Here is a 22,713-nt window from a genome sequence, read left to right as displayed (position 1 = left end):
CACTAAATCCTGTAGAAATCAAACGGTTATCATTAGATTAACAGTTATTTATGATAGTTCCATGGATCTTTTGGCAAAAACTTTGAACTTTTTTGAAATATGAGTGACAAAACTAACAGATAAGTTGTCATTGTTAGTTCATGGAAATGTTACTTTTTTAGATAAGCTTTTAGACCTAGCTCTCAGACTTCAGAACCCTCAGAACTAGTCCCCCTAAAAGAGTTAAGGCCAATCGCAAGATTGGCCTTTTTATTTTGTGCACTGTAAGTGTCTATTTGTAAGGAATTAAGAGTTAGCTTCTTTATCCGACCAGGAATCGCGCAAGGTTACTGTTCGATTAAAGACCAGATTATCTGCTGAGAACTCATAACGATCCGCAGTGAAGTAACCTTCACGTTCAAACTGGAAACGATCTTCTGGATTAGCCTGCGCCAGACTTGGCTCAACCATAGCAGTAATCACTTCAAGAGACTCTGGATTCAATGCTTCAAGGAAGTTATCCATAGCGCCAGGGTTTGGCACATTGAACAATCGATCATACAAACGAATTGTTGCTTTTTTCGCATGCTTCGCAGAAACCCAATGAATCACACCGCGAACTTTACGACCTTCCGGGTTTTTACCCAGGGTATCAGGGTCATAAGTACAATGAAGTTCCTTAACCTCACCATTCTCATCAAGAATCGCTTCATTGGCTTTAATCACATAGGCATTACGTAGGCGAACTTCACCGTCCTTAACCAGACGCTTGTACTTTTTGTTAGCAGACTCGCGATAGTCAGAACGGTCAATGTAAACTTCTCGACTGAAAGGTAGCTCACGGGTGCCCATTTCTTCAAACTTTGGATGATTGTTTCCCGTTAGAATCTCTTCTTTGTCTTCTGGGTAGTTGGTGATGATAACCTTGATTGGATCAAGCACTGCCATACGGCGTTTGGTGGTCTTATCCAAATCATCGCGCACATTATCTTCCAGTAAAGTCATGTCAGTGACACTATTAACTTTACTGATCCCAATCGCATCGCAGAAATTACGGATCGAAGCAGGCGTGTAACCACGACGACGCATACCTGAAATAGTTGGCATACGTGGATCGTCCCAGCCATCTACACGCTTTTCAGTCACTAACTGAGTTAATTTGCGCTTCGAAGTAATGGTGTAGGCCAGATTAAGTCGTGAGAACTCGATTTGCTGTGGATGACAATCAATCGTGATGTTATCCAATACCCAGTCATACAATGGGCGGTTCACTTCAAACTCAAGCGTACACAGGGAATGAGTAATACCTTCCAACGCATCAGAAATACAGTGGGTAAAATCATACATCGGATAAATGCACCACTTATCGCCGGTGCGAATATGATGGAATCGCTTAATTCGATAGAGCACAGGATCACGCATCAGCATGTTCGGATGTGACATATCGATTTTTGCACGCAATACCATTTGTCCATCTGCAAACTCACCCGCTTTCATGCGATGAAATTTATCCAAACTCTCTTCAGCTGGACGGTCGCGATAAGGGCTTTCTTTGCCTGGAGTTTGGAAGTTGCCACGGTTTTCGGCGATCTTCTCTGCGGGCTGCTCATCAACATAAGCTTTACCATTACGAATCAACTCTTCAGCAAAAGCATACAGCTGGTCAAAATAATCCGAAGCATGGCGCACATCACCTTCCCACTCAAAGCCCAGCCAGCGCACATCTTCCTGAATTGCCTTGGCAAACTCTTCGCTTTCTTTTTCGGGGTTGGTATCATCAAAACGCAAATTACAGGGCGCGTCATAATCACGAGCAATGCCAAAATTCAAACAAATGGACTTTGCATGACCAACATGCAAGTAACCATTAGGCTCAGGCGGGAAACGGGTATGAACACGTCCGTCGTTTTTATTGTTGGCGATATCTTCGTTAATCTTGTTACGAATGAAGTTTGTCGGAGTCACTTTTTCTCCACTGTTCGTAACATTATCGGTAGTTTTATCAGTTGCTGAACTCATGAATCTGCCATTAGGCGCAAGAATGCGCAAATTTAGTAAATGTCTAGGATAGGTGGGGATTTTAGCGATATTTACAAGCTAATGCGACAATTGAACCCTAGATGCTTCAACTTTTTCGCGTAATTTCGTTAGCTTGGACAGCTTTGCCAACCAACAAGGTCTCATGCATTCCTTTGCAGCATCCTTTTCTTTTCAAGACCAATATAGGACAATAAGCCGAATTAACACATCCAAACTTCGATCACTTGCTATGCCAGAAAAGAAAGCGTCCACCAAAAAAGCCGCTAATGTCAATTTTGAGAGTCAGCTCCAGGAGCTGGAAACTATTGTTGAGCAGCTTGAAAGTGGCGAACTGCCACTGGATGAAGCCCTAAAAGTGTTTGAAAAAGGGGTTAAATTGTCCCGTCAGTGCCAACAGCTACTCGCTGATGCCGAGCAGAAAGTTACTGTACTGATGGATAATCAAGAACAGGCCTTCGAAGTCGACGAACCATAAGCTCTACCCTTCATGACGATTCAGCAGCAACTAGAACACTGGCAGGACCGGATCAGCAAGCTATTAACTAAGAGCCTGCCCAGTGACGACACTAGCCCACAAAACTTACATCAGGCCATGCGCTACGGTGCGCTTAATGGTGGCAAACGCATCCGTCCGACCCTGGTTTATATAACCGGTCAGGCGCTAGGGGCCGAACTTTCCGATCTGGACAGCCCGGCATTGGCCGTAGAATTGATTCATTGCTACTCACTGGTTCATGACGACCTGCCAGCGATGGATGATGATGATTTACGCCGCGGCAAACCTACCTGCCACATTAAATTTGATGAAGCAACAGCGATTCTGGCTGGCGATGCGCTGCATACACAGGCTTTTGAAGAACTGGCAAGCCATCCGTTTTCCGCAAAAGCCCAGCCCCAACAACTTCAAATGATCCAGCTGCTTGCGCAGGCCAGTGGCTCTCTTGGTATGGGCGGCGGTCAGGCCATTGACCTGGAATCGACATCAAAAATGATAGACTTGGCAACACTTGAACAAATGCACCGCATGAAAACCGGTGCCTTGATCAAAGCCAGTGTACTTTTGGGCGCCTTATGTGCTGGTAAGCTTAACCAGCAGGAACAGGGTGCTCTGGAGCTGTATGCAGACGCCATTGGACTTGCTTTCCAGGTCAAAGACGACATTCTGGATATCGAGTCAGACACCACCACACTTGGTAAGCCGCAGGGCTCTGATCTGGCCAAGGATAAAAACACTTATCCCGCCTTGCTGGGCCTTGATGGTTCTAAGCAAAAATTACAGGATTTATTGGATTTATCCCTACAAGCACTGGCTAAGTTGCCGTACAATACCGAGTCCCTCGCCGAGTTGGCGAATTATATAGTCAATCGTAAAGCTTAATTGCCGCAAAACCCTATGAGTTCTGAAAAATACCCATTATTAATGCACATTGACTCGCCTGTTGACCTCAGGCAGTTGGAAAAGTCGCAACTGAATGAAGTTGCCGACGAGCTACGTCAGTACCTCATAGATACCATCAGTCAGTGTGGTGGTCATTTTGCGGCAGGTTTAGGCACGGTTGAGCTCACTGTTGCCTTGCACTATATGTTTAACACCCCGGATGATCGCATTGTCTGGGATGTGGGCCATCAGGCCTATCCTCATAAAGTTCTGACCGGGCGCAGAGATCAACTGCAGACCATTCGACAAACTGACGGCCTACACCCGTTCCCGGTTCGCTCCGAATCCGAATACGATACCTTCGCCGTAGGTCATTCCAGCACCTCAATCAGTGCGGCATTAGGTATGGCTTTGGCGGCAAAACAACAGGGCGAAGATCGCCACTGTGTAGCGGTTATTGGTGATGGCGCTTTAACGGGCGGCATGGCTTTTGAAGCCATGAACCATGCTGCTGATACCGATGCCAACATTCTGGTTATTCTGAATGACAACGAGATGTCAATTTCAGAAAACGTTGGTGGCTTAAACAAGTATTTAGCTAAATTGCTGGCAGGCCGCTTTTATCAGCGCGTTCGCGAAACCGGCAAAAAAGCGCTGCACAACATCAAGCCACTATCAGATTTTGTCAGTCGCGCTGAAGAGCACATGAAGGGAATGGTTCTTCCGGGCACCTTATTCGAAGAGTTAGGCTTTAATTATAACGGCCCGATTGATGGCCATGATTTGCCAACTTTATTGAATACCCTGAATAACATTAAAGAACTGAAAGGTCCTCAGTTCCTGCACATTGTTACTCGCAAAGGCAAAGGTTACGAGCCAGCAGAAAATGATCCGATTGCCTACCACGGCGTACCAATTTTTGATCCTAAAGATACTAGCTTGCCTAAGGGTAAAAAACCTAAAACCTATTCCAACATTTTCGGTGATTTTCTATGTGATATTGCCGCCAAAGATGAGCGCGTTGTGGGCATCACACCTGCTATGCGAGAAGGTTCTGACCTGATTCGTTTCTCGCGCGAATTCCCCGAGCGTTATTATGATGTAGGTATAGCCGAGCAGCACGCGGTAACTGTATCAGCGGGCTTAGCATGCGAAGGTTTAAAACCAGTGTGCGCTATCTACTCGACCTTCTTACAACGCGGTTACGATCAACTCATCCACGACGTTGCGCTACAAAATCTTGATGTGTTATTCGCCATTGATCGCGGTGGTTTAGTAGGAGGCGATGGAGCAACACACAATGGTGCCTTTGATCTAAGCTACCTACGCTGTGTTCCAAACATGGTTATCATGACGCCAAGTGATGAAAACGAGTGTCGTCAATGCTTATATACAGGCTATTTGTATGAAGGCCCTGCAGCCGTACGTTATCCACGCGGTATGGGTAGCGGCTTAGAGCCTGAGCAAACTTTCACCCCATTCCCAATCGGTAAAGGCAGCATTAAGCGTCGTGGTGAAAAAGTTGCTATCCTTGCCTTTGGTTCAATGGTTCAAACTGCCATGGAAGCTGCTGAACAAATCCACGCAACTGTTGCCGATATGCGCTTCGTAAAACCACTCGATGAAGAGCTAATCCGACAGTTAGCCGAAACACACGAACAATTCATTACCATCGAAGAAAACGCCATCATGGGCGGCGCAGGCTCTGCTATCAACGAATTCCTACTCAACAATGGGATTAGCATCAAGGTTAAAAACTTAGGCATCCCCGATAGATTCGTAGAGCATGGCGACACTAAAGAATTGTTTAAAAGAATTGGGTTGACTGCGGACGATATTATTAAAAGTTTGTAGGTTCTTTGTCTATTGCGTACGGTACCCAAAGGGCAAGATCTGCGTCACTACACACCCTACAGCTACCTCAACCCATTATCACAATAGAATTAACGCTAACACCTGCAAAACCATCCAGGCAAATACACCCGCCAGCAAATCGTCAATCATGATTCCGAAGCCACCATGCACTTTTTTATCGAGCCACTTGATTGGCCAGGGTTTGATGATGTCGAAGATACGGAACAGGATGAAGCCAATGATAGGCCAGACCCAGCCTGTTGGTGTAGCAATCATGGTAACGAAGTAGCCGCAAAATTCATCCCAGACGATACCGGGGTGATCATGAACACCAAGCTTCTTGGCGCTGTAATGGCAAATACCTATGCCGAGCACGCTAAGCAATACCGTTGCTGCGATATACCAGGGCAAACTTAACATGGATAATCCATACCAAAGTGGAACGGCAACCAGGGTTCCCCAGGTACCGGGTGCTTTGGGTAGCAATCCTGAGCCAAAACCAAAGGCAAGAAAGTGAATAGGGTTCTTAAATACGGTTTGGCTTAATGACATGTTTGAATCACTTAGATAATTTAATTAGAAAAATGTTGCCAGCCCTGACGTTTCGGCTGATAGGGTTTACCATCTAGCACTAACTGGAGATTGCCTTTATCCCCAGTCTCAATAGTGCCAATACGATGCACGTTGACCTTAAAGTCTTCAGCGAGATTCAGAATTTTGTTGCGCATGCTGGATTTGGCGGTAAAGCATAATTCATAATCGTCGCCACCATTGAGCGCATAGTCACGAGCCATTTCCAGGCCAACACAATCAATCAACTGCTCTGAGAGTGGTAACGATGATACTTTAATTTTTGCCGAACAATGGCTCTGCTCAAGAATATGCCCCAGATCGGCTGACAGGCCATCTGAGATATCAATGGCGGCGTGTGCCAGTTTGGCTAACTTTTTGGCAAATCTAATAGGGGGAGTTGGGCGCAACAGACGCTCCCATAAATAGCCTTCTGATTCAGAGAGTGCTTGAGTCTGTGCTTTGTCATGCAGCTTTAAAGCAGCTGCCGCATCGCCCAGATAACCGGTGACCCAGATATCGTCGTCTTGTTGAGCAGCTTTTCGTAACAGGGCTTTGTCTGTTTTAACTGTTCCAAGTACATTAACCGTAATCGTCAATGGGCCCTGAGTGGTATCACCACCAATTAGCGGAATATCAAAGGCTTCGCTAGCCTGCTTTAAACCACGACTAAAAATTTCCAGCCACTTTGTATCAGCTTTTGGTAAGGAAATGGCCAAGGTAAAGCCTAGTGGCTTAGCACCCATTGCGGCCAAATCACTGACATTAACGGCTAGTGATTTATAGGCAATATCGGCAGGATCAATATCTGAAAAAAAATGAACGCCATCCACCAGGGTATCAACTGAAGTGACTAGTTGGCGATTATCAGGCACGGCAAGCACAGCACAGTCATCACCTACTCCTTCGATCACTGTGTCTGAATGAGATTGGCTAAAACTGAAATACTCCTTGATCAGTTCAAACTCTTTCATGATATGAATTTGTCAGTTAATTATTCGTGGGGGCGTAAATCTTTGCTGATCTTATCAAGCACACCATTAACGAATTTATGCCCATCAGTAGCGCCAAAGGTTTTGGCCAGCTCAATACCTTCATTGATGACAACTTTCTTGGGTACATCAATGCGCTTTTTTAATTCGAACGCTGATAAGCGAATAATCGCACGCTCAATCGGATCGATATCATCGATGTCTCTTTCCAATGCAGGAGCAAGGGCCGCATCAATTTCATCAAGGTTGGTCAGCACGCCAGAAAAAAGCTCCTGAAAATAAACCGTATCCACTTTTTTAGCATTCATGGTGGTCAGGTATTGCGCCTCAATCTCATTCAATGGATTAGAAGACATTTGCCACTGATAAATTGCCTGGATAGCGTATTCCCTTGCACGACGGCGCGCAGCGGGTTTGAAGGTTGTACTCATGAGCGTTTCTCTTTTAGTGCGCGAGTTAAATTAATCATTTCAACAGCAGTCGCTGCAGCTTCCCCACCTTTATTCATTTTTGCTGGGTTTGCGCGTTCTTCAGCCTGTTCCTTGGTATTGACAGTTAAAATGCCAAAGATGACAGGGATATCATTGTCCAGCGAGGCTCGCATCAAACCAGAACTTGACTCAGCACAGACATAATCAAAATGTGGAGTATCGCCTCGAATGACCACACCAATGGCAATCACAGCGTCAAACTGACCTGTTTTGGCAACCTGCTGTACTGCATAGGGTAATTCATAAGCACCTGCCACATCAAACAGCTCAACATTGTCACTCGGAACCTTAAGTTCATCTAAGCGCTGCTTGGCACCAGAAATCATTTGATTAATGATAGGTAGATTGAAGCGGGCATGGACTATGGCGATACGACCGCCTGTGTATTCAGTTGCAGAAAAGTCTAACTTGAAGTCGCTCATAACACTGTAAATTACAAAAAATTATCGCGTATTGTAATATGAATAGGCTCCTTTGAGTATGATTATCTTGAAGAATCCTATATATTACGGTTCGTTCTAAGCTTTATATAGCAACAAGGACACAATAAAAAATACAGCATTTAGTAATAAAAGGAATACTAATAATGAAACTTCCAAAACCAAACTTTTCCTTCGCCAGTCTTTATAAAAACAGCAAATTGCTGATTGGTGCAGGTGTCGTTTTTGTTCTTTATATTATCTTGCGTAATTCTGTGTTTTACGCAGAACCGGGGTACGTCTATCACGTCCGAACCATACTCGGCAATGAGCACGCTGTCAGTGACGTCGGGTACCAGTTCTTCTTTTTCGGTCGCTGGAATTCATGGAAGCGCGCGACGACTGTGCAGGCGGTACTTGGTGGTCATGCTAATAATGTCAGTGCAGAAAATGAGTCAAAACAGGGCGGTAGTGCCAGCCTTCCACCGCTGAATATTATGTTCCTGGATCAGGTTGATGCGGATGCACAGGCGACCGTGCGATTTTCGATACCTACCGATCAAGAAGGCTTCTTGAACCTTGCACATGAATACAGAACGCCAGACAATTTCTTGCGTACAGCATTAATACCTGCATTCAAAGAAACCCTGCAGGCTACCGCGTCATTGATGAGTGCCGAAGACTATTATTCTGGCGGACGAACAGAGTTTAATACTGAGTTCGAAAACCAGATGGCCAATGGTATCTATATCGTTCGTCGCGAAGAGCGCCGTGAAAGCGTACAAAGAGAACGTCTATCTTCTGCTAATGCTACATTGGGCAAAGAGCAAAAAGAATACGATGATGAAATCAAAATCTCGTTTGAAGTAAAAAAACGTCTTGATGAGAATGGTGTTCCATTACGCAAAAAGCAAAAATTCACTGGCTTTGGAGTGCAGGTAGTTGATGCCCGTGTCACTGATATGCGCCCTAACTCTCGTTTTATAGATCGTATGCAGTTAAAGCAAAAAGCCTCTGCCGATCGTGCAATAGCACGAGAACAACGCATTCAGGAAGAAGAGCAACGCTTGTTAGCTATTGCCCGCGGTGAGCGTGAAGTTGCCGAACGTCAGGCCGAAGCCAAGGTAAATCAGATCCAGAAAACTACAGATGCTGAAACTGAAAAGCAATTGGCTCTGACCGAAGCTCAAAAATTCAAGGAACAGGCTGAAATTCAAAAAGTCACTGCCGAAATCCAACTGGAAAAAGCTCGTATTGAAGCAGAAACTAAACGGACTCTTGCTGATGCGGAAGCCTATCAGAAAAAAGTGATTCTAGAAGCGGATAATGCTTTGGCACAAAAGCTTGAGGCCGAGATTGAAATTCAAAAGCTTTGGGCGGATGCCTTTGCAAAACGTCAGGTTCCAACCAATGTTTTCGGTAGTAATGGCAACACTCCAACTGGTTCTGACTCAGAAACCAAGGCTTTCATGCAAATGTTAACTCTGGATGCAGCGAAAAGACTAAGTTATGACAGAGATATAAAGAAATAATCCTCATTGGGTAACCTTCAAACAAAAATCCCGCCATCTGGCGGGATTTTTTTTAGTCCTAACTCTAGAATTACTGCTCTGGCGTTATGTTCTCAACTATCTCAAGGCCATAACCAGCCAGGCCGGTATATTGACTACCCGAACTGAGTAAGCGCATCTTATGAACGCCTAAATCAGCCAGAATTTGCGAGCCGATTCCGACGGTGCGTTTTTTCTGACGCTTTTGCTCCTGAGTTAAAGGTTCCCCTTTATCTTCCTGCTCAAAGCGGCGAATGCGGTTAAGCACTTCCTCGCTGGATTCTTTATTGGCAAGCACAACCACTACGCCCTCACCTTCTTTGGCAATACGCTCAATAGCTTTACTTAAACCCCAGCCAGGTTTTCTACCACGTTGAGCTTCCAACAAGTCGCCAAGGCTATCAGTTAAGTGAACACGTACTAACGTAGAAGTGTCGTTTTTTGGATTACCTTTAACTAGAGCGAAATGCACCTGGCCATCAATCGTATCGCGATAGGTGTGAAGACGAAACTCTCCATGCTCAGTTGGCCAATGACACTCACTCACCTTTTCTACCGTTTTCTCTTTGGTGGAACGGTATTCAATAAGATCCGCAATGGTTCCAATTTTCAGGTTGTGTTCCTGAGCGAATTTTTCCAGATCAGGGCGACGAGCCATGGTGCCATCTTCATTCAAGATCTCAACGATGACAGCAGCTGGTTCAAAACCTGCCAATCGAGCTAAATCACAACTGGCCTCAGTATGGCCCGCTCGATTAAGCACACCACCAGGTTTAGCCATGATTGGGAAGATGTGTCCGGGCTGAACAATATCGGTTGGCTTGGCATTCGGAGCCACCGCCATCTGCACGGTTCGCGCACGGTCAGCTGCAGAAATACCGGTAGAAACACCTTCTGCCGCTTCAATGGACACCGTAAAGTTGGTACTGAAACGCGCACCATTCTGTTGTGACATCAGCGGCAGATTCAACTGCTCACAACGCTCCCGCGTCATGGGCAAACAAATCAACCCACGGCCAAAACGCGCCATAAAATTGATATCTTCTGGACGAACCTGACTGGCCGCCATGACCAGATCACCCTCGTTTTCACGGTCTTCATCATCCATCAAAATGACCATCTTGCCCTGACGGATATCTTCAATAATTTCTTCGATGCTATTTAATTGCATATCTCTCACACATTTATTGAGGTTTAACAGCTCCGGTCTGCATCAAGCGCTCTAAATAACGAGCAATGAGGTCAATTTCCAAATTGACCTTGGTTCCCACCTGATAGCTATCTGCAATGGTTTCTTGCAGTGTATGTGGGACCAAATTGAGGAAAAAACAATCCTCATCAAGTTCATTGACGGTCAAACTAGTGCCGTCAACCGTAATTGAGCCTTTAATGGCGATATAGTGTAACACGTCTTTTGGAGCACGAATGGTGTACTGGATGGAGCGTCCGGCATCTTTAATCGCCATTACTTCGCCAATACCATCCACATGGCCGCTGACCATATGACCACCAAAACGTGTCGTTGGCAGCATGGCCTTTTCAAAATTCATCGGTTGGTGTTTTTTGTATTGTTTGAAGCAAGTGACCTTGATGGTTTCAACGGAGACATCCGCTGCAAAACCATCTTCGAACTTTTCTATAACAGTCAAGCAAACACCATTACAGGCGATGCTATCGCCTAACTCTACATCCGACAAATCCAGTTTTCCTGTTTGAAAACGATAGCGAGCATCATCTCCTTTTGGCTCTATTGCAGCGATGTAGCCTGTAGCTTCAATAATTCCAGTAAACATAACTAAGCCTTTTTAAAATAGTAATTCAAACGCAGATCATTACCTATCTGCCGAATATCGCCGAGCTTTAATTCTAAATTCTGTTGCATGGTCTCCAGCGGTAGCAGAGCCATAGGCCTTGCCGCACTGCCCATCAGTTTCGGAGCTATATAAACAACCAATTCATCCACTAGCTCCTGCTCGATAAAAGAACCCACCAGGCCACTGCCAGCCTCAATCAGCACATCATCGATCCCAGCCTCTGCCAGCATCATAAGCAATGCTTTTAAGTTAATTTTATGATGAGACATCTTATCTTTACTAGGCATCAGTTCGACTTTTTTCTGTTCAACATTATCAGGATAATCTTTTACAGATAAGTGACCGCTAACCAACCAGCAATGCCCTTCATTGCTGAATATTTTTGCATCAGGCTCAACAATGTTTTGTGAATCAATGATAACTCTGATGGGCTGTGTGAAATGAGGGTTTGTAATATAGGCCGGTTCACGAACGTTCATGGATGGGTTATCAATCACCACAGTGCCGGAACCGGTGATAACTGCGCCTGACTCAGCGCGCAAACGCTGCACATCCCGGCGGGCATCTGCTCCAGTGATCCACTGACTTTCGCCATTGGCCATTGCAGTTCTTCCATCCAGACTCATGCCAATCTTGGCAACCACTCTGGGCAACCCGGTTGTCATCCTCTTAATAAAACCCGGATTGAGTTGTTGGGCTTCAGAGCTCATTAATCCATGTTCAACTTTGATGCCGGCATTTTGTAGAATCTGCATTCCTTTTCCCGATACCAATGGGTTGGGATCCAGCATAGCGGCAACCACTTTTACTACACCTGCTTCAACCAAAGCCTCAGCGCATGGGCCGGTTTTGCCGTGGTGGGCACAAGGCTCAAGAGTCACATAGGCGGTAGCCCCACGTGCATTGTCACCAGCAACATTAAGTGCGTTGATTTCAGCGTGGGCATAACCTGGCTTTTCGTGCCAGCCCTGACCGATTATTTGTCCGTCTTTCACCAGAACACAGCCTACTCTAGGATTGGTTCTTGTGGTGAACCAACCTTTGCGTGCTAATTGAATAGCTTGCGCCATGTAGCTTGAGTCTTGTGCTGTAAAAGACATATCAGGTATGGGTTACCCTAAAGGATGCGTGTAGAAACAGTAACTACTTACTGTCGCTTTGTAGCTTGTCGATTTCTTCGCGGAAGGCATTAACATCTTTAAAGCGACGATAAACCGAAGCAAAACGAACATATGCCACTTCATCAAGACCACGAAGAGCTTCAATAACCAGCTCACCGACAACCGTAGATGGAACTTCGCGCTCACCAAGAGCGCGAATTTGTGACAAGATTTTGTTGATAGCAGCTTCCAGATCTTCAACGCTGACAGGACGCTTTTCGACCGCCTTTGCTAAGCCCATTCTTAGCTTAGCTTCATTAAAAGGCTCACGTGTTCCGTCGGTTTTAATGATCTTGGGCATTACCAATTCCGCACTTTCAAAAGTCGTATAGCGCTCGCCACAGGCAAGGCATTCTCTGCGGCGTCGAACCTGACTACCGTCGGCCACTAAACGTGAATCAATAACTTTAGTATCCGGATGGGCGCAAAATGGGCAATGCATAACAGCTCCTTATGTTGCCAATAGCGTGCTTATCAATTAACTGCGATAGACTGGAAAGCGGGCCGTTAACTCCAGCGCCTTTGCTTTCACATCCGCAATGGTTTGTTCATTGGTAATATCGTCAAGAATATCACAGATCCAGCCTGCAAGCTGAGTGGCCTCAGCCTCTTTAAAACCACGGGTAGTAATGGCAGGTGTACCCATGCGTAAACCACTGGTCACAAAAGGTGAGCGTGGCTCATTAGGCACGGTATTCTTATTTACTGTGATATTGGCCTGGCCAAGTGCTGCTTCAGCATCTTTACCAGTAATGTCTTTATCAATTAGATCTATCAGGAATAAATGATTATCAGTGCCGCCGGATACGATCTTATAGCCACGCTCCATCAGCACTTTTGTCATAGCCTGGGCATTTACTTTTACCTGCTTCTGCATGGCCTTGAACTCATCACTTAATGCTTCTTTGAAAGCTACAGCTTTAGCAGCGATTACGTGCATTAATGGGCCACCCTGACCACCTGGGAAAACCGCAGAATTTAGCTTTTTCTCAAGATCAGGATTAGAGCGGGCAATGATAATACCACCGCGAGGGCCGGCTAAAGTTTTATGTGTAGTCGAAGTCACCACATCCGCATAAGGAACTGGGTTCGGGTATTCGCCAGCTGCAATCAAACCAGCAACGTGTGCCATGTCGACAAATAAATAAGCGCCAACTTTGTCAGCAATTTCTCTGAACTTGGCCCAATCAACTACTCGGGAGTAAGCAGAGAAACCAGCCACGATCATTTTTGGCTTATGCTCAAGAGCTAGTGCTTCAACTTGCTCATAATCAATGTAGCCGTTTTCATCAACGCCATATTCAATCGAATGATAGATTTTGCCTGAAAAGTTAACTTTTGAGCCATGAGTAAGGTGACCACCGTCTGAAAGGCTCATACCGAGAATAGTATCGCCAGGCTTCACCAACGCCATGTATACGGCCGCATTTGCCTGTGAGCCTGAATGTGGTTGGACGTTGGCATAATCTGCACCGAATAACTCTTTTAAACGCTCAATAGCCAGTTTTTCGGCAATATCCACATACTCACAACCACCGTAATAGCGCTTATCCGGATAACCTTCGGCATACTTGTTAGTTAACACAGAACCTTGAGCTTCCATGACACGCTGACTGGTATAGTTTTCAGATGCAATCAGTTCAATATGCTCTTCCTGGCGCTTTTTCTCAGCTTCAATCGATGCGAAAAGTTCAGGATCAAACTCTTTTAATGGCGTGGTGTTGCCCAACATGTGCTAAACCTCAATTGTGTTAATCAAATAGAATGCTTTTTGGCATTAAGAAGTGGCGCTATTTTAACCTATCCATGGCTAAAATGTCCTACAAAAATAGATAATAAATGGTTATAACTACTATGTTTAGAACCACCCTCTGTTAGACTCCAACTCTGCCTGACACTGCTTATACTGTGCTGCGTACTTCAGCGACTGGGCCTTAACCTTATCTGCCACCTTAATCAGCCAGCCTTTTGAGTTATAGGTCCTACGCTTATAGCCGCCCCACCCTTCATGGTAGGCCAGGTACTGAGCACGTGCGTCCCACTTTGAGATACCCAATTGTTTGTGACTGTTGAATGTATACCAGCCAATGAAATCGATAGCATCATCAAAATTATCGCGTCTTGCACCATGATTATTGGTTGAAGTCCGGTAAGTATCCCAGGTTCCCTCAAGTGCCTGAGCATAGCCGTAGGCATTAGACGGTCTGAAGCCAGGAATGAAGCCCAGGTACCATTTCCTGGCGGGACGAATATCCTGCTGGAATTTAGATTCCTGATGCATGATAGCCAACTGAACATGAATAGGCGTACCCCAGCGTTCCTGAGAGTCCAAAGCAGCCTCATACCAATCTTCATCTTCCAGAATACTGCAAGCATCGTTAACATTACTTGGCTTAAATGTTGAGCAGCCCTGAGTAATTAACAGAAAAAAACTACTTGTCAGTAAAATTAACAATTTTGAACGCAAACCTGTTTCCTCTCACAAATTGTTCTTTTTTTAGTAAATTTTAATATACCTTATAAAAATCAATGATAAAATAAATCAACTAGTTATACTAACTTCCGCTAACTTGCATCAATAAATTATGAGCGCCATTCTTCTCGTCGATGACAGCCATGAAATTTTAGCGAACACTGCGCAACAGTTAACGGCTGCCGGTCACGATTATCATTATGCCGCTGATTACAAAGAAGCGTTAAATTACATTCGCCTCAATCGTCCTCAAATTAGAATCGTTGTGGTCGCGCTCAATAATGCGCTTGGCTATCCTTCATTACGTAAAATCAAAAGCGGAATGTCGGAACGCGCCACCATTATTGTCTATTCAGACAATAAAGACCAGACCATAGCCAGCTGGGTTAAGAAACTGGGAATTGAGCACTATTATGAGCACAACCGCCAGGAAATAGATCTTTTTAACCGTATTAAGCGCAGTCTATTTCAAAAAGGCATGTTCTTTACTAATCAGCAGTTAAAAGAGTTAACCAGTACCTTATCAAAGTACACATCGGATGCAGATAAGCTGGTTAAAGAAACAGCACCTCAGTCAAAAAGTTTACAGGAGTTACAGCATAAACTAGCGAGACGACTCGAAGGTATCGAAAATCAGCGTGGCTTCCTGCTTGAAGCCCAAAAGCAATGATATAGTAAATTAATCTAGCCGGCTTCGCAGGCTCCTTCTACTACCTGACAATTCTCTACTTCTACCTGAATGGTTGCATGTCCAATGCCATGCTCCTTCTTCAGTAACAACAGCATCTCTTCCAGTAAACTGTCACTATCCTTATTAGGATCGACCAGCGCGTGAAAGGTCATCATCGGCTCTGCTTCACTCAGACTCCAGGCATGCATATGGTGGATATCTTTAACTCCTTCAATAGACATCAGGTCTAAGCGTATATTGCTCATACTAATATCCAATGGAGTTCCCTCCAGTAAAATATGGGATGCGTCTTTTATTACATGATAGGCACTTCTCAAGATCAGCACCGCAACGAAGATAGACAACAATGGATCGACCCATAGCAATCCCCATATCCAAATCACTACTGCTGCTATGATAGCCCCCACCGACCCCAGTAAATCACCCAGCACATGTAATAAGGCACTCCGGATATTGATATTAGAATCACCGGCACTGTGCAAAATTTTAAATACGAGTAAATTAACGATCAAGCCGATAACAGCGACAGTAAACATACTAATACTCTGGATAGGGTTGGGTTCAATAAAGCGGTGAATAGCTTCCCAGATAATCCAGCCGGTTAGTAATATCAGGAAGACACCGTTTGTATAAGCCGCTAATACCTGTAACCGACCGTAGCCAAAAGTGCGCTTGCTATCTGCGGGTTTTGCAGCGAAGTAAAGAGCCGAGTATGCCAACAAGAGCGCTGCTGTATCGGTCAACATATGTCCGGCGTCTGCTAATAACGCAAGTGAGCCAGAAACCAGGCCGCCAATAACCTCGACAACCATGAAAGTGCCGGTTAATGACAATGCCCAGAGCAGATTTTTCTTGCTGGCTACATGTCTGCCGTGTGACTCATCATCGTTCAAATGATTATGGTTGTGGTGTGTACCCATAAGAACTTACTGTCAGAATGATATTCTGAGTGTAACAAAGTTTATAAACCATTCGAAACACAATTATGTCATAGTTACTCATAACCAGGTGACTCTTAACAATTACGATTAAAGCCCTTACACTTAGCAGTTATCTTCAATACTTGGTATCGTTATGCCTGAACTACAAGAATTACCAGAAGACAATATATTCCAAGCATATGGCATATTACTGCTGGAAAATAAGCATCGATTTGTCAAAAAGCTGAAAAAGCATTACACCCCATCAATTCATGGCCATAAAACCTGGAACAGTAGTTTTCTGTTGATGGATTACTTTCTTCATCAGCAACTGTTGCACAAATCACAACGGGTGTTAGAGCTTGGTTGTGGCTGGGGGCCAACCAGCATTTTCTGCGCGCACCATGCAGGCTGCAAAGTTACTGGAACCGACAGAGATGAAGAAGTCTTTCCGTTTATGGAATTGCAGGCAGCACTCAATCAGGTTGAAATCAAGACCGAGGCGGTAAGCTTTGAGAAACTGACCAAACAGCATCTGAGCAACTATGACCTCATTTTCGGAACAGACATTTGTTTCTGGGATGATCTGGCGAAAATTCACTACAATTTAATCAACCGCGCTAAACAAGCAGGAGTTAGGCATGTCCTACTGGCCGACCCGGGCCGACAGCCTTTCTTTGACCTGGCTGAACGAATTCTTATTAAGCACGATGCAGAACTCCTCGACTGGTACTGCACAGAGCCGGAGTATTTCGAAGGCTATATTCTGCATGTAAAGTTATAAGTCGAGTAACTTAAATAGGCTGTGCTAAGCTAAGCTTAATACAATCACAAGACACAGGGGTAATGGAATGAGTGATATCAATTATTATGCGGTATTCGTTGCAGCAATCTTATCGTTTGCTGTTGGAGGCTTATGGTACTCACCTTTGCTGTTCGGCAAGATCTGGCTTAAGGAAATGAAGATAGAAGCAGAAGATATTAAACAAAAACCCAGTGTTTTTATTCTGAGCTTTGTATTCGCGCTAGTTGCAGTCTTTGTGCTGGCGGACCTGCTTGGACCTAGTCCCGAACTCATGCATGCTGTAACAGTTTGCGCAATGGTCGGTGCCATAGTTTTCCTTGGCTTAGGTATAACCTATCAATTTAGCAACAAGTCATTAAGACACCTATTAATTGATGGCGGCTATCATCTTGTTATTTTTACCCTGTTTGGATTAATTCTCGGCAGCTGGCATTAACATGTGATATTTAGACATTTTTATTAGTTCAAAAAAAAACCCGCATAAAGCGGGTTTTTTAAGTCACTATAGAAATTACTCTTCAGTAACAACTTCGTCTAAATCGACATCGTCTTCAACCACAGGACGGTCTACTAATTCAACGTATGCCATAGGTGCATTATCGCCTGGACGATTACCACACTTAAGGATACGCAAGTAACCACCTGGGCGCTCCTGATAACGAGGACCTAGCTCAGCAAAAAGCTTAGCAACTGCTGCATTATTACGAAGACGTGCAAAAGCAAGGCGACGATTAGCAACAGAGTCTGTTTTCGAAAGAGTAATTAAAGGCTCAGCAACACGACGTAGTTCTTTTGCTTTTGGCAAAGTAGTACGAATTAACTCATGCTCGATTAATGACGCAGTCATGTTACGGAACATAGCTTTACGGTGTGAGCTGTTACGATTTAATTTACGACCTGATTTTTGATGACGCATATTGAGTTCCTCACTCTATTTAATTGTAGCCTGCTGTAGTACTACAAAAACTTACTTAGCTGTTTAATTTCTTTAAGATTTAATTATGAATCAAAGCAATTAATCAAGCTAACACTAACCAATAGATAGATAATCTATTGAGTAATCAGGTAACTGTCTGAATAAATTCAAAAAATTACCAAGGGTTTCATAGCGTGCTATGAATAAAAAGGCGCAAGACAATGCTTGCGCCTAATTCTTACTACTAAGAATTAGTCACCGATAATGCTTGATGGCGGCCAATTCTCTAAACGCATACCTAAAGACAAACCTCTCGAAGCAAGAACGTCTTTGATTTCAGTCAAAGATTTCTTACCTAGATTTGGAGTCTTTAATAACTCAACTTCAGTGCGTTGTACCAAGTCACCAATATAATGGATATTCTCAGTTTTTAAACAGTTTGCAGAACGTACTGTTAATTCAAGATCATCAACCGGACGCAATAGAATTGGGTCGATTTCTGGCTCTTCTTTTTCTGGCTCAGCTTGCTTCTCATCTTTCAAGTCTACGAATGCCGCCAATTGTTCCTGAAGAATAGTCGCACTACGACGAATAGCTTCTTCTGGGTCAATGGTGCCATTGGTTTCAAGATCAAGCACTAGCTTATCCAAATCAGTACGCTGCTCTACACGAGCCGACTCGACTGTGTAAGAAACTTTCTTCATTGGGCTGAAAGAAGCATCAACTTGCAATACACCAATTGGTTTATCTTCGCCTTCAGGCTGCTTACGAGTATTAGAAGCCTCATAACCACGACCTAAACGAACTTTGATGCGCATGTTCAAAGCTCCACCTTTATTCAAAGTAGCAATGTAGTGATCCTTATTGACCACTTCAGCACCTGATACTTCTTCAATGTCAGCAGCAGTCACGACGCCTTCACCTTTCTTTTGAAGAGTTAAAGTAGCTACTTCTTTGTCTTCAAGGCGAACAGCCAACCCTTTTAAGTTCAAAAGGATATCGATAACGTCTTCTTGAACGCCCTCAATGGCTGAGTACTCATGAAGAACACCGTCGATTTCTACTTCTGTCACTGCGGCACCTGGCATAGAAGATAGCAAGATGCGACGCAATGAGTTACCCAAAGTGTGTCCAAATCCACGTTCAAAAGGTTCAAGTACTACTCGGGCTTTTGTGCCTTCGCTTGATTCAACCTTAATTTGGCGCGGAGTCAGAAATTCAGTCGCTGACATATTATCCCTCTCAAGGATTAAAATTACTTAGAGTACAACTCTACGATTAGGTTTTCATTGATGCTGGCGTCAAGCTCAGAGCGCTCTGGAACACGCTTAAACTGACCTTCCATTTTCTTACCATCAACTTCAATCCACTCTGGCTTGTCACGCTGTGCAGCCAATTCCAATGCAGCAACGATACGTGCTTGCTTCTGTGACTTTTCACGCACAGAAACAACATCTTCAGCTTGCACTGTGTAAGAAGGAATATTGACTGTTTCGCCGTTTACCAAGATAGCCTTGTGGCTAACTAATTGACGCGCTTCGCCACGAGTAGCAGCATAACCCATACGATAAACAACATTATCCAAGCGAGATTCTAAAAGTTGTAACAAGTTGACACCTGTTGCGCCTTTTAGACGATCAGCTTCTTTGTAGTAGTTGCGGAATTGACGCTCAAGTACGCCATAAATACGACGGACTTTTTGCTTTTCACGTAACTGTAGACCATAGTCAGACAGACGGCTACGACGCGCGCCATGTTGACCAGGTGCTACTTCAATTTTACATTTAGTCTCAATTGCACGAACGCCAGACTTGTGTCCTAAATCGACACCCTCACGACGCGACAATTTGAGTTTTGGACCTAGATATCTAGCCATTTCAAACTCCCGTTAATCTCTTATACACGACGCTTTTTAGGCGGACGACAACCATTATGAGGAATAGGTGTCACGTCAGTAATGTTAGTGATCTTGAAACCAGCTGCATTCAAAGCACGAACTGCTGATTCACGACCAGGTCCAGGACCTTTAACAAAAACTTCAACGTTCTTCATACCCATTTCTTTAACTACTTGAGCGGCGCGATCAGCAGCTACCTGTGCAGCGAATGGAGTCGATTTACGTGAACCACGGAAGCCAGAACCACCAGAGGTAGCCCATGCAAGAGCATTACCCTGACGGTCTGTTATCGTTACAATGGTATTATTGAATGACGCATGAATGTGCGCCATACCATCGACAACGTGCTTTTTAACTTTCTTTTTGGTACTACGAGGTGATTTAGCCATGTGTTAATTCCACCATAACCATTATTTCTTGATTGGTTTACGAGGACCTTTACGGGTACGGGCATTAGTCTTCGTACGTTGACCGCGCAATGGCAGGTTACGACGATGACGGATACCACGGAAACAACCCAAGTCCATCAAACGTTTAATATTCATGTTGATTTCGCGACGCAAATCACCTTCAACGGTAAATTTGCTCACCTCGTTACGTAGATTCTCAATTTGGTCTTCGTTCAAATCTTTGATCTTTGCAGTAGTTTCAATTCCTGCAGCAGCACAAATTTTTTGTGCACGAGGACGACCGATACCATAGATAGCGGTCAAGGCGACATCAGCATGCTTATGTACCGGAATGTTAATACCAGCTATACGAGCCATTTAACAATTTCTCCTAAATTTAATAAGCAGGCGTGAAAGGCCGCGTATTCTAGCCACATCACGCCTAAAAATCAACCAATTAAATGACTAACCTTGACGCTGTTTATGGCGTGGGTCAGTACAGATAACGCGAACACTGCCGTGACGACGAATCACTTTGCAGTTACGGCACATTTTTTTTACAGAAGCACGAACTTTCATTTGCTACTCCAACATGCTTTAGCGACGAACACGACCCGATGGGCCCTGTTTCTTAAGATTCGCTTTCTTAAGTACTGAATCATATTGCTGCGACATAAGGTGAGCTTGCACCTGAGCCATGAAATCAATGGCAACAACAACAATGATCAGCAGTGAAGTTCCACCGAAGTAGAACGGATAATTAAAGATCAGGATCAGAAATTCTGGCATTAAACATACAGCGGTCATGTAAAGAGCACCCCAGAAAGTCAAACGAGTTGTGACTTTATCAAGGTACTGCGCTGTTTGTTGACCAGGACGAATACCTGGAATAAATGCACCTGACTTCTTTAAGTTATCAGCAGTATCTCTTGGATTCTGCGTTAATGCTGTATAGAAAAACGCAAAGAAGATAATGCCGACGGCATACAACATAATGTATACAGGTTTTCCTGGCTGTAGGTTTTGCGCCATGGTGGTTAACCAAGTAACTTCACCTGAACCGCTACCGAACCAAGACAACAAAGTGCCTGGGAACAAAACGATGCTTGAAGCAAAAATCGCCGGAATAACACCAGCCATATTAAGCTTCATTGGCAAGAAACTACTTTGCGCTGCAAAAACCTTATTGCCCTGCTGGCGTTTCGCATAGTTAATGGTAATTCTACGCTGGGCTCTTTCAAACCAAACGATAAAATACACAACTGCTAATGCGAAGATACCAAACACAAGCACGCCCAGAATGTTACGGTCCCCATCATAAGCCTGACCAAAGATCTGACTGATTGCCTGAGGAAAACCAGCAACGATACCTACTAAGATAATGATGGAAATACCATTACCAATACCGCGTTCAGTAATTTGCTCACCCAACCACATTAAGAACATGGTACCGGTAACCAAAGTTACAACCGCGATAAAGTAGAATGAAAAATCAGGGTTTGCTACTAGTCCAGGAATAATTCCAGGTAACTGAGTAGACATACCAACCGCCTGAACCGTTGCAAGAGCAACTGTTAAGTAGCGAGTATACTGATTGATTTTACGGCGACCGCTCTCGCCTTCCTTCTTGATCTCTTTCAGACGCGGATCAACAAAACTCAAGATTTGCATGATAATCGAAGCCGAAATGTACGGCATGATACCCAGTGCAAATACTGATGCGCGCTCTAGCGCACCACCTGAGAATACGTTGAACATCGTAAAGATAGTTCCACCCTGGTTTTCCAAGAAAGCTTGCAAAACAGAGCCGTCAACGCCCGGAACTGGAATAAAAGAGCCAATCCGGAAAACAATAATAGCCATGAGCACAAACAGCAAACGCTGTTTGAGCTCACTTAAACCACCGCCTTTAGCAATTTGCTGTGGTGATAATGCCATTATTCTTCAACCTTTCCACCGGCTGCTTCGATAGCAGCTTTAGCGCCTTTGGTTACACGAACGCCACCGGTTACGGTTACTGCGCGCTCAATGTTACCTGATAGCATGATTTTAACGTTTTCGATGTTGTTAGTAATAAGTCCAGCTTTTTTCAAGCTCAACATATCAACAACTTCACCTTCAACTTTAGCTAGTTCACTTAAACGAATCTCTGAAGATACTAAAGCTTTACGTGATTTAAAACCAAACTTAGGCAAACGCTGTTTCAATGGCATCTGACCGCCTTCGAAACCGATCTTGTTGAAACCACCTGAACGGGATTTCTGACCTTTATGACCACGGCCTGCAGTTTTACCATCAGTAGAACCGATACCACGACCAACACGTTTGCGATCTTTTTTACTACCAGGAGCTGGCATCAATGTATTTAAACGCAT

Annotated in this window: 27 protein-coding genes; 7 read left to right on the top strand and 20 right to left on the bottom strand. The window is 44.3% G+C overall.

The genetic code is table 11. The features are described from left to right. Window positions 1-285 precede the first annotated feature (285 nt). Window positions 286-1,998: a glutamine--tRNA ligase/YqeY domain fusion protein gene (locus CW740_RS02185; RefSeq protein ID WP_106645988.1), complete on the bottom strand. Its 1,713-nt coding sequence runs from the start codon at window positions 1,996-1,998 to the stop codon at window positions 286-288. A 250-nt stretch (window positions 1,999-2,248) separates the two neighbouring features. Here CW740_RS02185 and CW740_RS02180 point away from each other — a divergent pair, with 250 nt between their 5' ends. The 3 genes from CW740_RS02180 to dxs are packed head-to-tail and all read left to right on the top strand — an operon-like array spanning window position 2,249 to window position 5,251. Continuing rightward, window positions 2,249-2,494 carry an exodeoxyribonuclease VII small subunit gene (locus CW740_RS02180; RefSeq protein WP_106645987.1) on the top strand — a complete coding sequence of 82 codons (246 nt, stop codon included), beginning with the start codon at window positions 2,249-2,251 and terminating at the stop codon, window positions 2,492-2,494. 12 nt (window positions 2,495-2,506) lie between these two features. After that, the gene (gene ispA, locus CW740_RS02175; RefSeq protein WP_106645986.1) at window positions 2,507-3,397 is read left to right on the top strand and encodes a (2E,6E)-farnesyl diphosphate synthase; all 891 of its coding nucleotides are present in this window, start codon (window positions 2,507-2,509) and stop codon (window positions 3,395-3,397) included. Window positions 3,398-3,412: 15 nt separating this feature from the next. Continuing rightward, window positions 3,413-5,251 carry a 1-deoxy-D-xylulose-5-phosphate synthase gene (gene dxs / locus CW740_RS02170; RefSeq protein WP_106645985.1) on the top strand — a complete coding sequence of 613 codons (1,839 nt, stop codon included), beginning with the start codon at window positions 3,413-3,415 and terminating at the stop codon, window positions 5,249-5,251. A gap of 78 nt (window positions 5,252-5,329) precedes the next feature. Here the strand turns inward: dxs and CW740_RS02165 are convergent, their stop codons facing one another. The 4 genes from CW740_RS02165 to ribH are packed head-to-tail and all read right to left on the bottom strand — an operon-like array spanning window position 5,330 to window position 7,726. Next, window positions 5,330-5,803: a phosphatidylglycerophosphatase A family protein gene (locus tag CW740_RS02165; RefSeq protein WP_106645984.1), complete on the bottom strand. Its 474-nt coding sequence runs from the start codon at window positions 5,801-5,803 to the stop codon at window positions 5,330-5,332. Window positions 5,804-5,823: 20 nt separating this feature from the next. Further along, window positions 5,824-6,795, bottom strand: a complete 972-nt coding sequence (gene thiL / locus CW740_RS02160; protein WP_106645983.1) for a thiamine-phosphate kinase — start codon at window positions 6,793-6,795, stop codon at window positions 5,824-5,826. Between the two features lie 20 nt (window positions 6,796-6,815). After that, window positions 6,816-7,244 (bottom strand): transcription antitermination factor NusB, encoded by a 429-nt coding sequence (gene nusB / locus CW740_RS02155; RefSeq protein WP_106645982.1) that lies wholly within the window; start codon window positions 7,242-7,244, stop codon window positions 6,816-6,818. Continuing rightward, complete coding sequence (ribH, locus tag CW740_RS02150) at window positions 7,241-7,726, bottom strand: 6,7-dimethyl-8-ribityllumazine synthase (RefSeq protein ID WP_106645981.1); 486 nt, start codon at window positions 7,724-7,726, stop codon at window positions 7,241-7,243. Before ribH ends, nusB begins: the two co-directional genes overlap by 4 nt. A 164-nt stretch (window positions 7,727-7,890) precedes the next feature. Between ribH and CW740_RS02145 the strand changes: the two genes are divergently transcribed. Further along, window positions 7,891-9,255: an SPFH domain-containing protein gene (locus CW740_RS02145; protein ID WP_018625147.1), complete on the top strand. Its 1,365-nt coding sequence runs from the start codon at window positions 7,891-7,893 to the stop codon at window positions 9,253-9,255. Between the two features lie 70 nt (window positions 9,256-9,325). Here CW740_RS02145 and ribBA read toward each other — a convergent pair whose 3' ends face one another. The 6 genes from ribBA to CW740_RS02115 form a co-directional block, all read right to left on the bottom strand. Further along, window positions 9,326-10,444: a bifunctional 3,4-dihydroxy-2-butanone-4-phosphate synthase/GTP cyclohydrolase II gene (gene ribBA, locus CW740_RS02140; protein WP_106645980.1), complete on the bottom strand. Its 1,119-nt coding sequence runs from the start codon at window positions 10,442-10,444 to the stop codon at window positions 9,326-9,328. A gap of 13 nt (window positions 10,445-10,457) precedes the next feature. Beyond that, entirely contained in the window at window positions 10,458-11,066 is a 609-nt protein-coding gene (locus tag CW740_RS02135) for a riboflavin synthase (protein WP_106645979.1), read from the bottom strand. 2 nt (window positions 11,067-11,068) lie between these two features. Continuing rightward, window positions 11,069-12,187: a bifunctional diaminohydroxyphosphoribosylaminopyrimidine deaminase/5-amino-6-(5-phosphoribosylamino)uracil reductase RibD gene (gene ribD / locus CW740_RS02130; protein ID WP_188459732.1), complete on the bottom strand. Its 1,119-nt coding sequence runs from the start codon at window positions 12,185-12,187 to the stop codon at window positions 11,069-11,071. A gap of 43 nt (window positions 12,188-12,230) precedes the next feature. Then, on the bottom strand, window positions 12,231-12,689 hold the full coding sequence (gene nrdR / locus CW740_RS02125) for a transcriptional regulator NrdR (RefSeq protein WP_018625143.1): 459 nt from the start codon (window positions 12,687-12,689) through the stop codon (window positions 12,231-12,233). A 36-nt stretch (window positions 12,690-12,725) separates the two neighbouring features. After that, window positions 12,726-13,979 carry a serine hydroxymethyltransferase gene (glyA, locus tag CW740_RS02120; RefSeq protein ID WP_106645978.1) on the bottom strand — a complete coding sequence of 418 codons (1,254 nt, stop codon included), beginning with the start codon at window positions 13,977-13,979 and terminating at the stop codon, window positions 12,726-12,728. 126 nt (window positions 13,980-14,105) lie between these two features. Then, window positions 14,106-14,714, bottom strand: coding sequence for a transglycosylase SLT domain-containing protein (locus CW740_RS02115; protein ID WP_106645977.1), 609 nt, complete (start codon window positions 14,712-14,714; stop codon window positions 14,106-14,108). A gap of 118 nt (window positions 14,715-14,832) precedes the next feature. Here CW740_RS02115 and CW740_RS02110 point away from each other — a divergent pair, with 118 nt between their 5' ends. Further along, entirely contained in the window at window positions 14,833-15,390 is a 558-nt protein-coding gene (locus tag CW740_RS02110) for a response regulator (protein WP_106645976.1), read from the top strand. 14 nt (window positions 15,391-15,404) lie between these two features. Here the strand turns inward: CW740_RS02110 and CW740_RS02105 are convergent, their stop codons facing one another. After that, window positions 15,405-16,331, bottom strand: a complete 927-nt coding sequence (locus tag CW740_RS02105; protein WP_106645975.1) for a cation diffusion facilitator family transporter — start codon at window positions 16,329-16,331, stop codon at window positions 15,405-15,407. A gap of 154 nt (window positions 16,332-16,485) precedes the next feature. On the opposite strand from CW740_RS02105, the gene CW740_RS02100 reads away from it, so the two are divergent. Then, on the top strand, window positions 16,486-17,115 hold the full coding sequence (locus CW740_RS02100) for a class I SAM-dependent methyltransferase (protein ID WP_106645974.1): 630 nt from the start codon (window positions 16,486-16,488) through the stop codon (window positions 17,113-17,115). A 67-nt stretch (window positions 17,116-17,182) separates the two neighbouring features. Beyond that, window positions 17,183-17,572, top strand: coding sequence for a DUF1761 domain-containing protein (locus CW740_RS02095; protein WP_106645973.1), 390 nt, complete (start codon window positions 17,183-17,185; stop codon window positions 17,570-17,572). Between the two features lie 75 nt (window positions 17,573-17,647). Here CW740_RS02095 and rplQ read toward each other — a convergent pair whose 3' ends face one another. From rplQ to rplO, 8 genes are all read right to left on the bottom strand, one after another. Further along, window positions 17,648-18,052, bottom strand: coding sequence for a 50S ribosomal protein L17 (rplQ, locus tag CW740_RS02090; protein ID WP_018625136.1), 405 nt, complete (start codon window positions 18,050-18,052; stop codon window positions 17,648-17,650). Window positions 18,053-18,303: 251 nt separating this feature from the next. Beyond that, window positions 18,304-19,284 (bottom strand): DNA-directed RNA polymerase subunit alpha, encoded by a 981-nt coding sequence (locus CW740_RS02085; RefSeq protein WP_018625135.1) that lies wholly within the window; start codon window positions 19,282-19,284, stop codon window positions 18,304-18,306. Window positions 19,285-19,307: 23 nt separating this feature from the next. Further along, entirely contained in the window at window positions 19,308-19,928 is a 621-nt protein-coding gene (gene rpsD / locus CW740_RS02080; protein ID WP_106645972.1) for a 30S ribosomal protein S4, read from the bottom strand. A 20-nt stretch (window positions 19,929-19,948) separates the two neighbouring features. After that, entirely contained in the window at window positions 19,949-20,338 is a 390-nt protein-coding gene (gene rpsK, locus CW740_RS02075; protein WP_106645971.1) for a 30S ribosomal protein S11, read from the bottom strand. Between the two features lie 21 nt (window positions 20,339-20,359). After that, the gene (rpsM, locus tag CW740_RS02070; protein ID WP_018625133.1) at window positions 20,360-20,716 is read right to left on the bottom strand and encodes a 30S ribosomal protein S13; all 357 of its coding nucleotides are present in this window, start codon (window positions 20,714-20,716) and stop codon (window positions 20,360-20,362) included. A gap of 87 nt (window positions 20,717-20,803) precedes the next feature. After that, window positions 20,804-20,917 carry a 50S ribosomal protein L36 gene (rpmJ, locus tag CW740_RS02065; RefSeq protein WP_012800392.1) on the bottom strand — a complete coding sequence of 38 codons (114 nt, stop codon included), beginning with the start codon at window positions 20,915-20,917 and terminating at the stop codon, window positions 20,804-20,806. An 18-nt stretch (window positions 20,918-20,935) separates the two neighbouring features. Further along, on the bottom strand, window positions 20,936-22,276 hold the full coding sequence (gene secY, locus CW740_RS02060; RefSeq protein ID WP_018625132.1) for a preprotein translocase subunit SecY: 1,341 nt from the start codon (window positions 22,274-22,276) through the stop codon (window positions 20,936-20,938). Next, complete coding sequence (rplO, locus tag CW740_RS02055; protein WP_106645970.1) at window positions 22,276-22,713, bottom strand: 50S ribosomal protein L15; 438 nt, start codon at window positions 22,711-22,713, stop codon at window positions 22,276-22,278. Before rplO ends, secY begins: the two co-directional genes overlap by 1 nt.

Source organism: Kangiella profundi, assembly GCF_002838765.1.
Taxonomy (GTDB): Bacteria; Pseudomonadota; Gammaproteobacteria; order Enterobacterales; family Kangiellaceae; genus Kangiella; species Kangiella profundi.
Note: the sequence above shows the minus strand (reverse complement) of the source record. Positions and strands in the feature narration are given on the sequence as shown.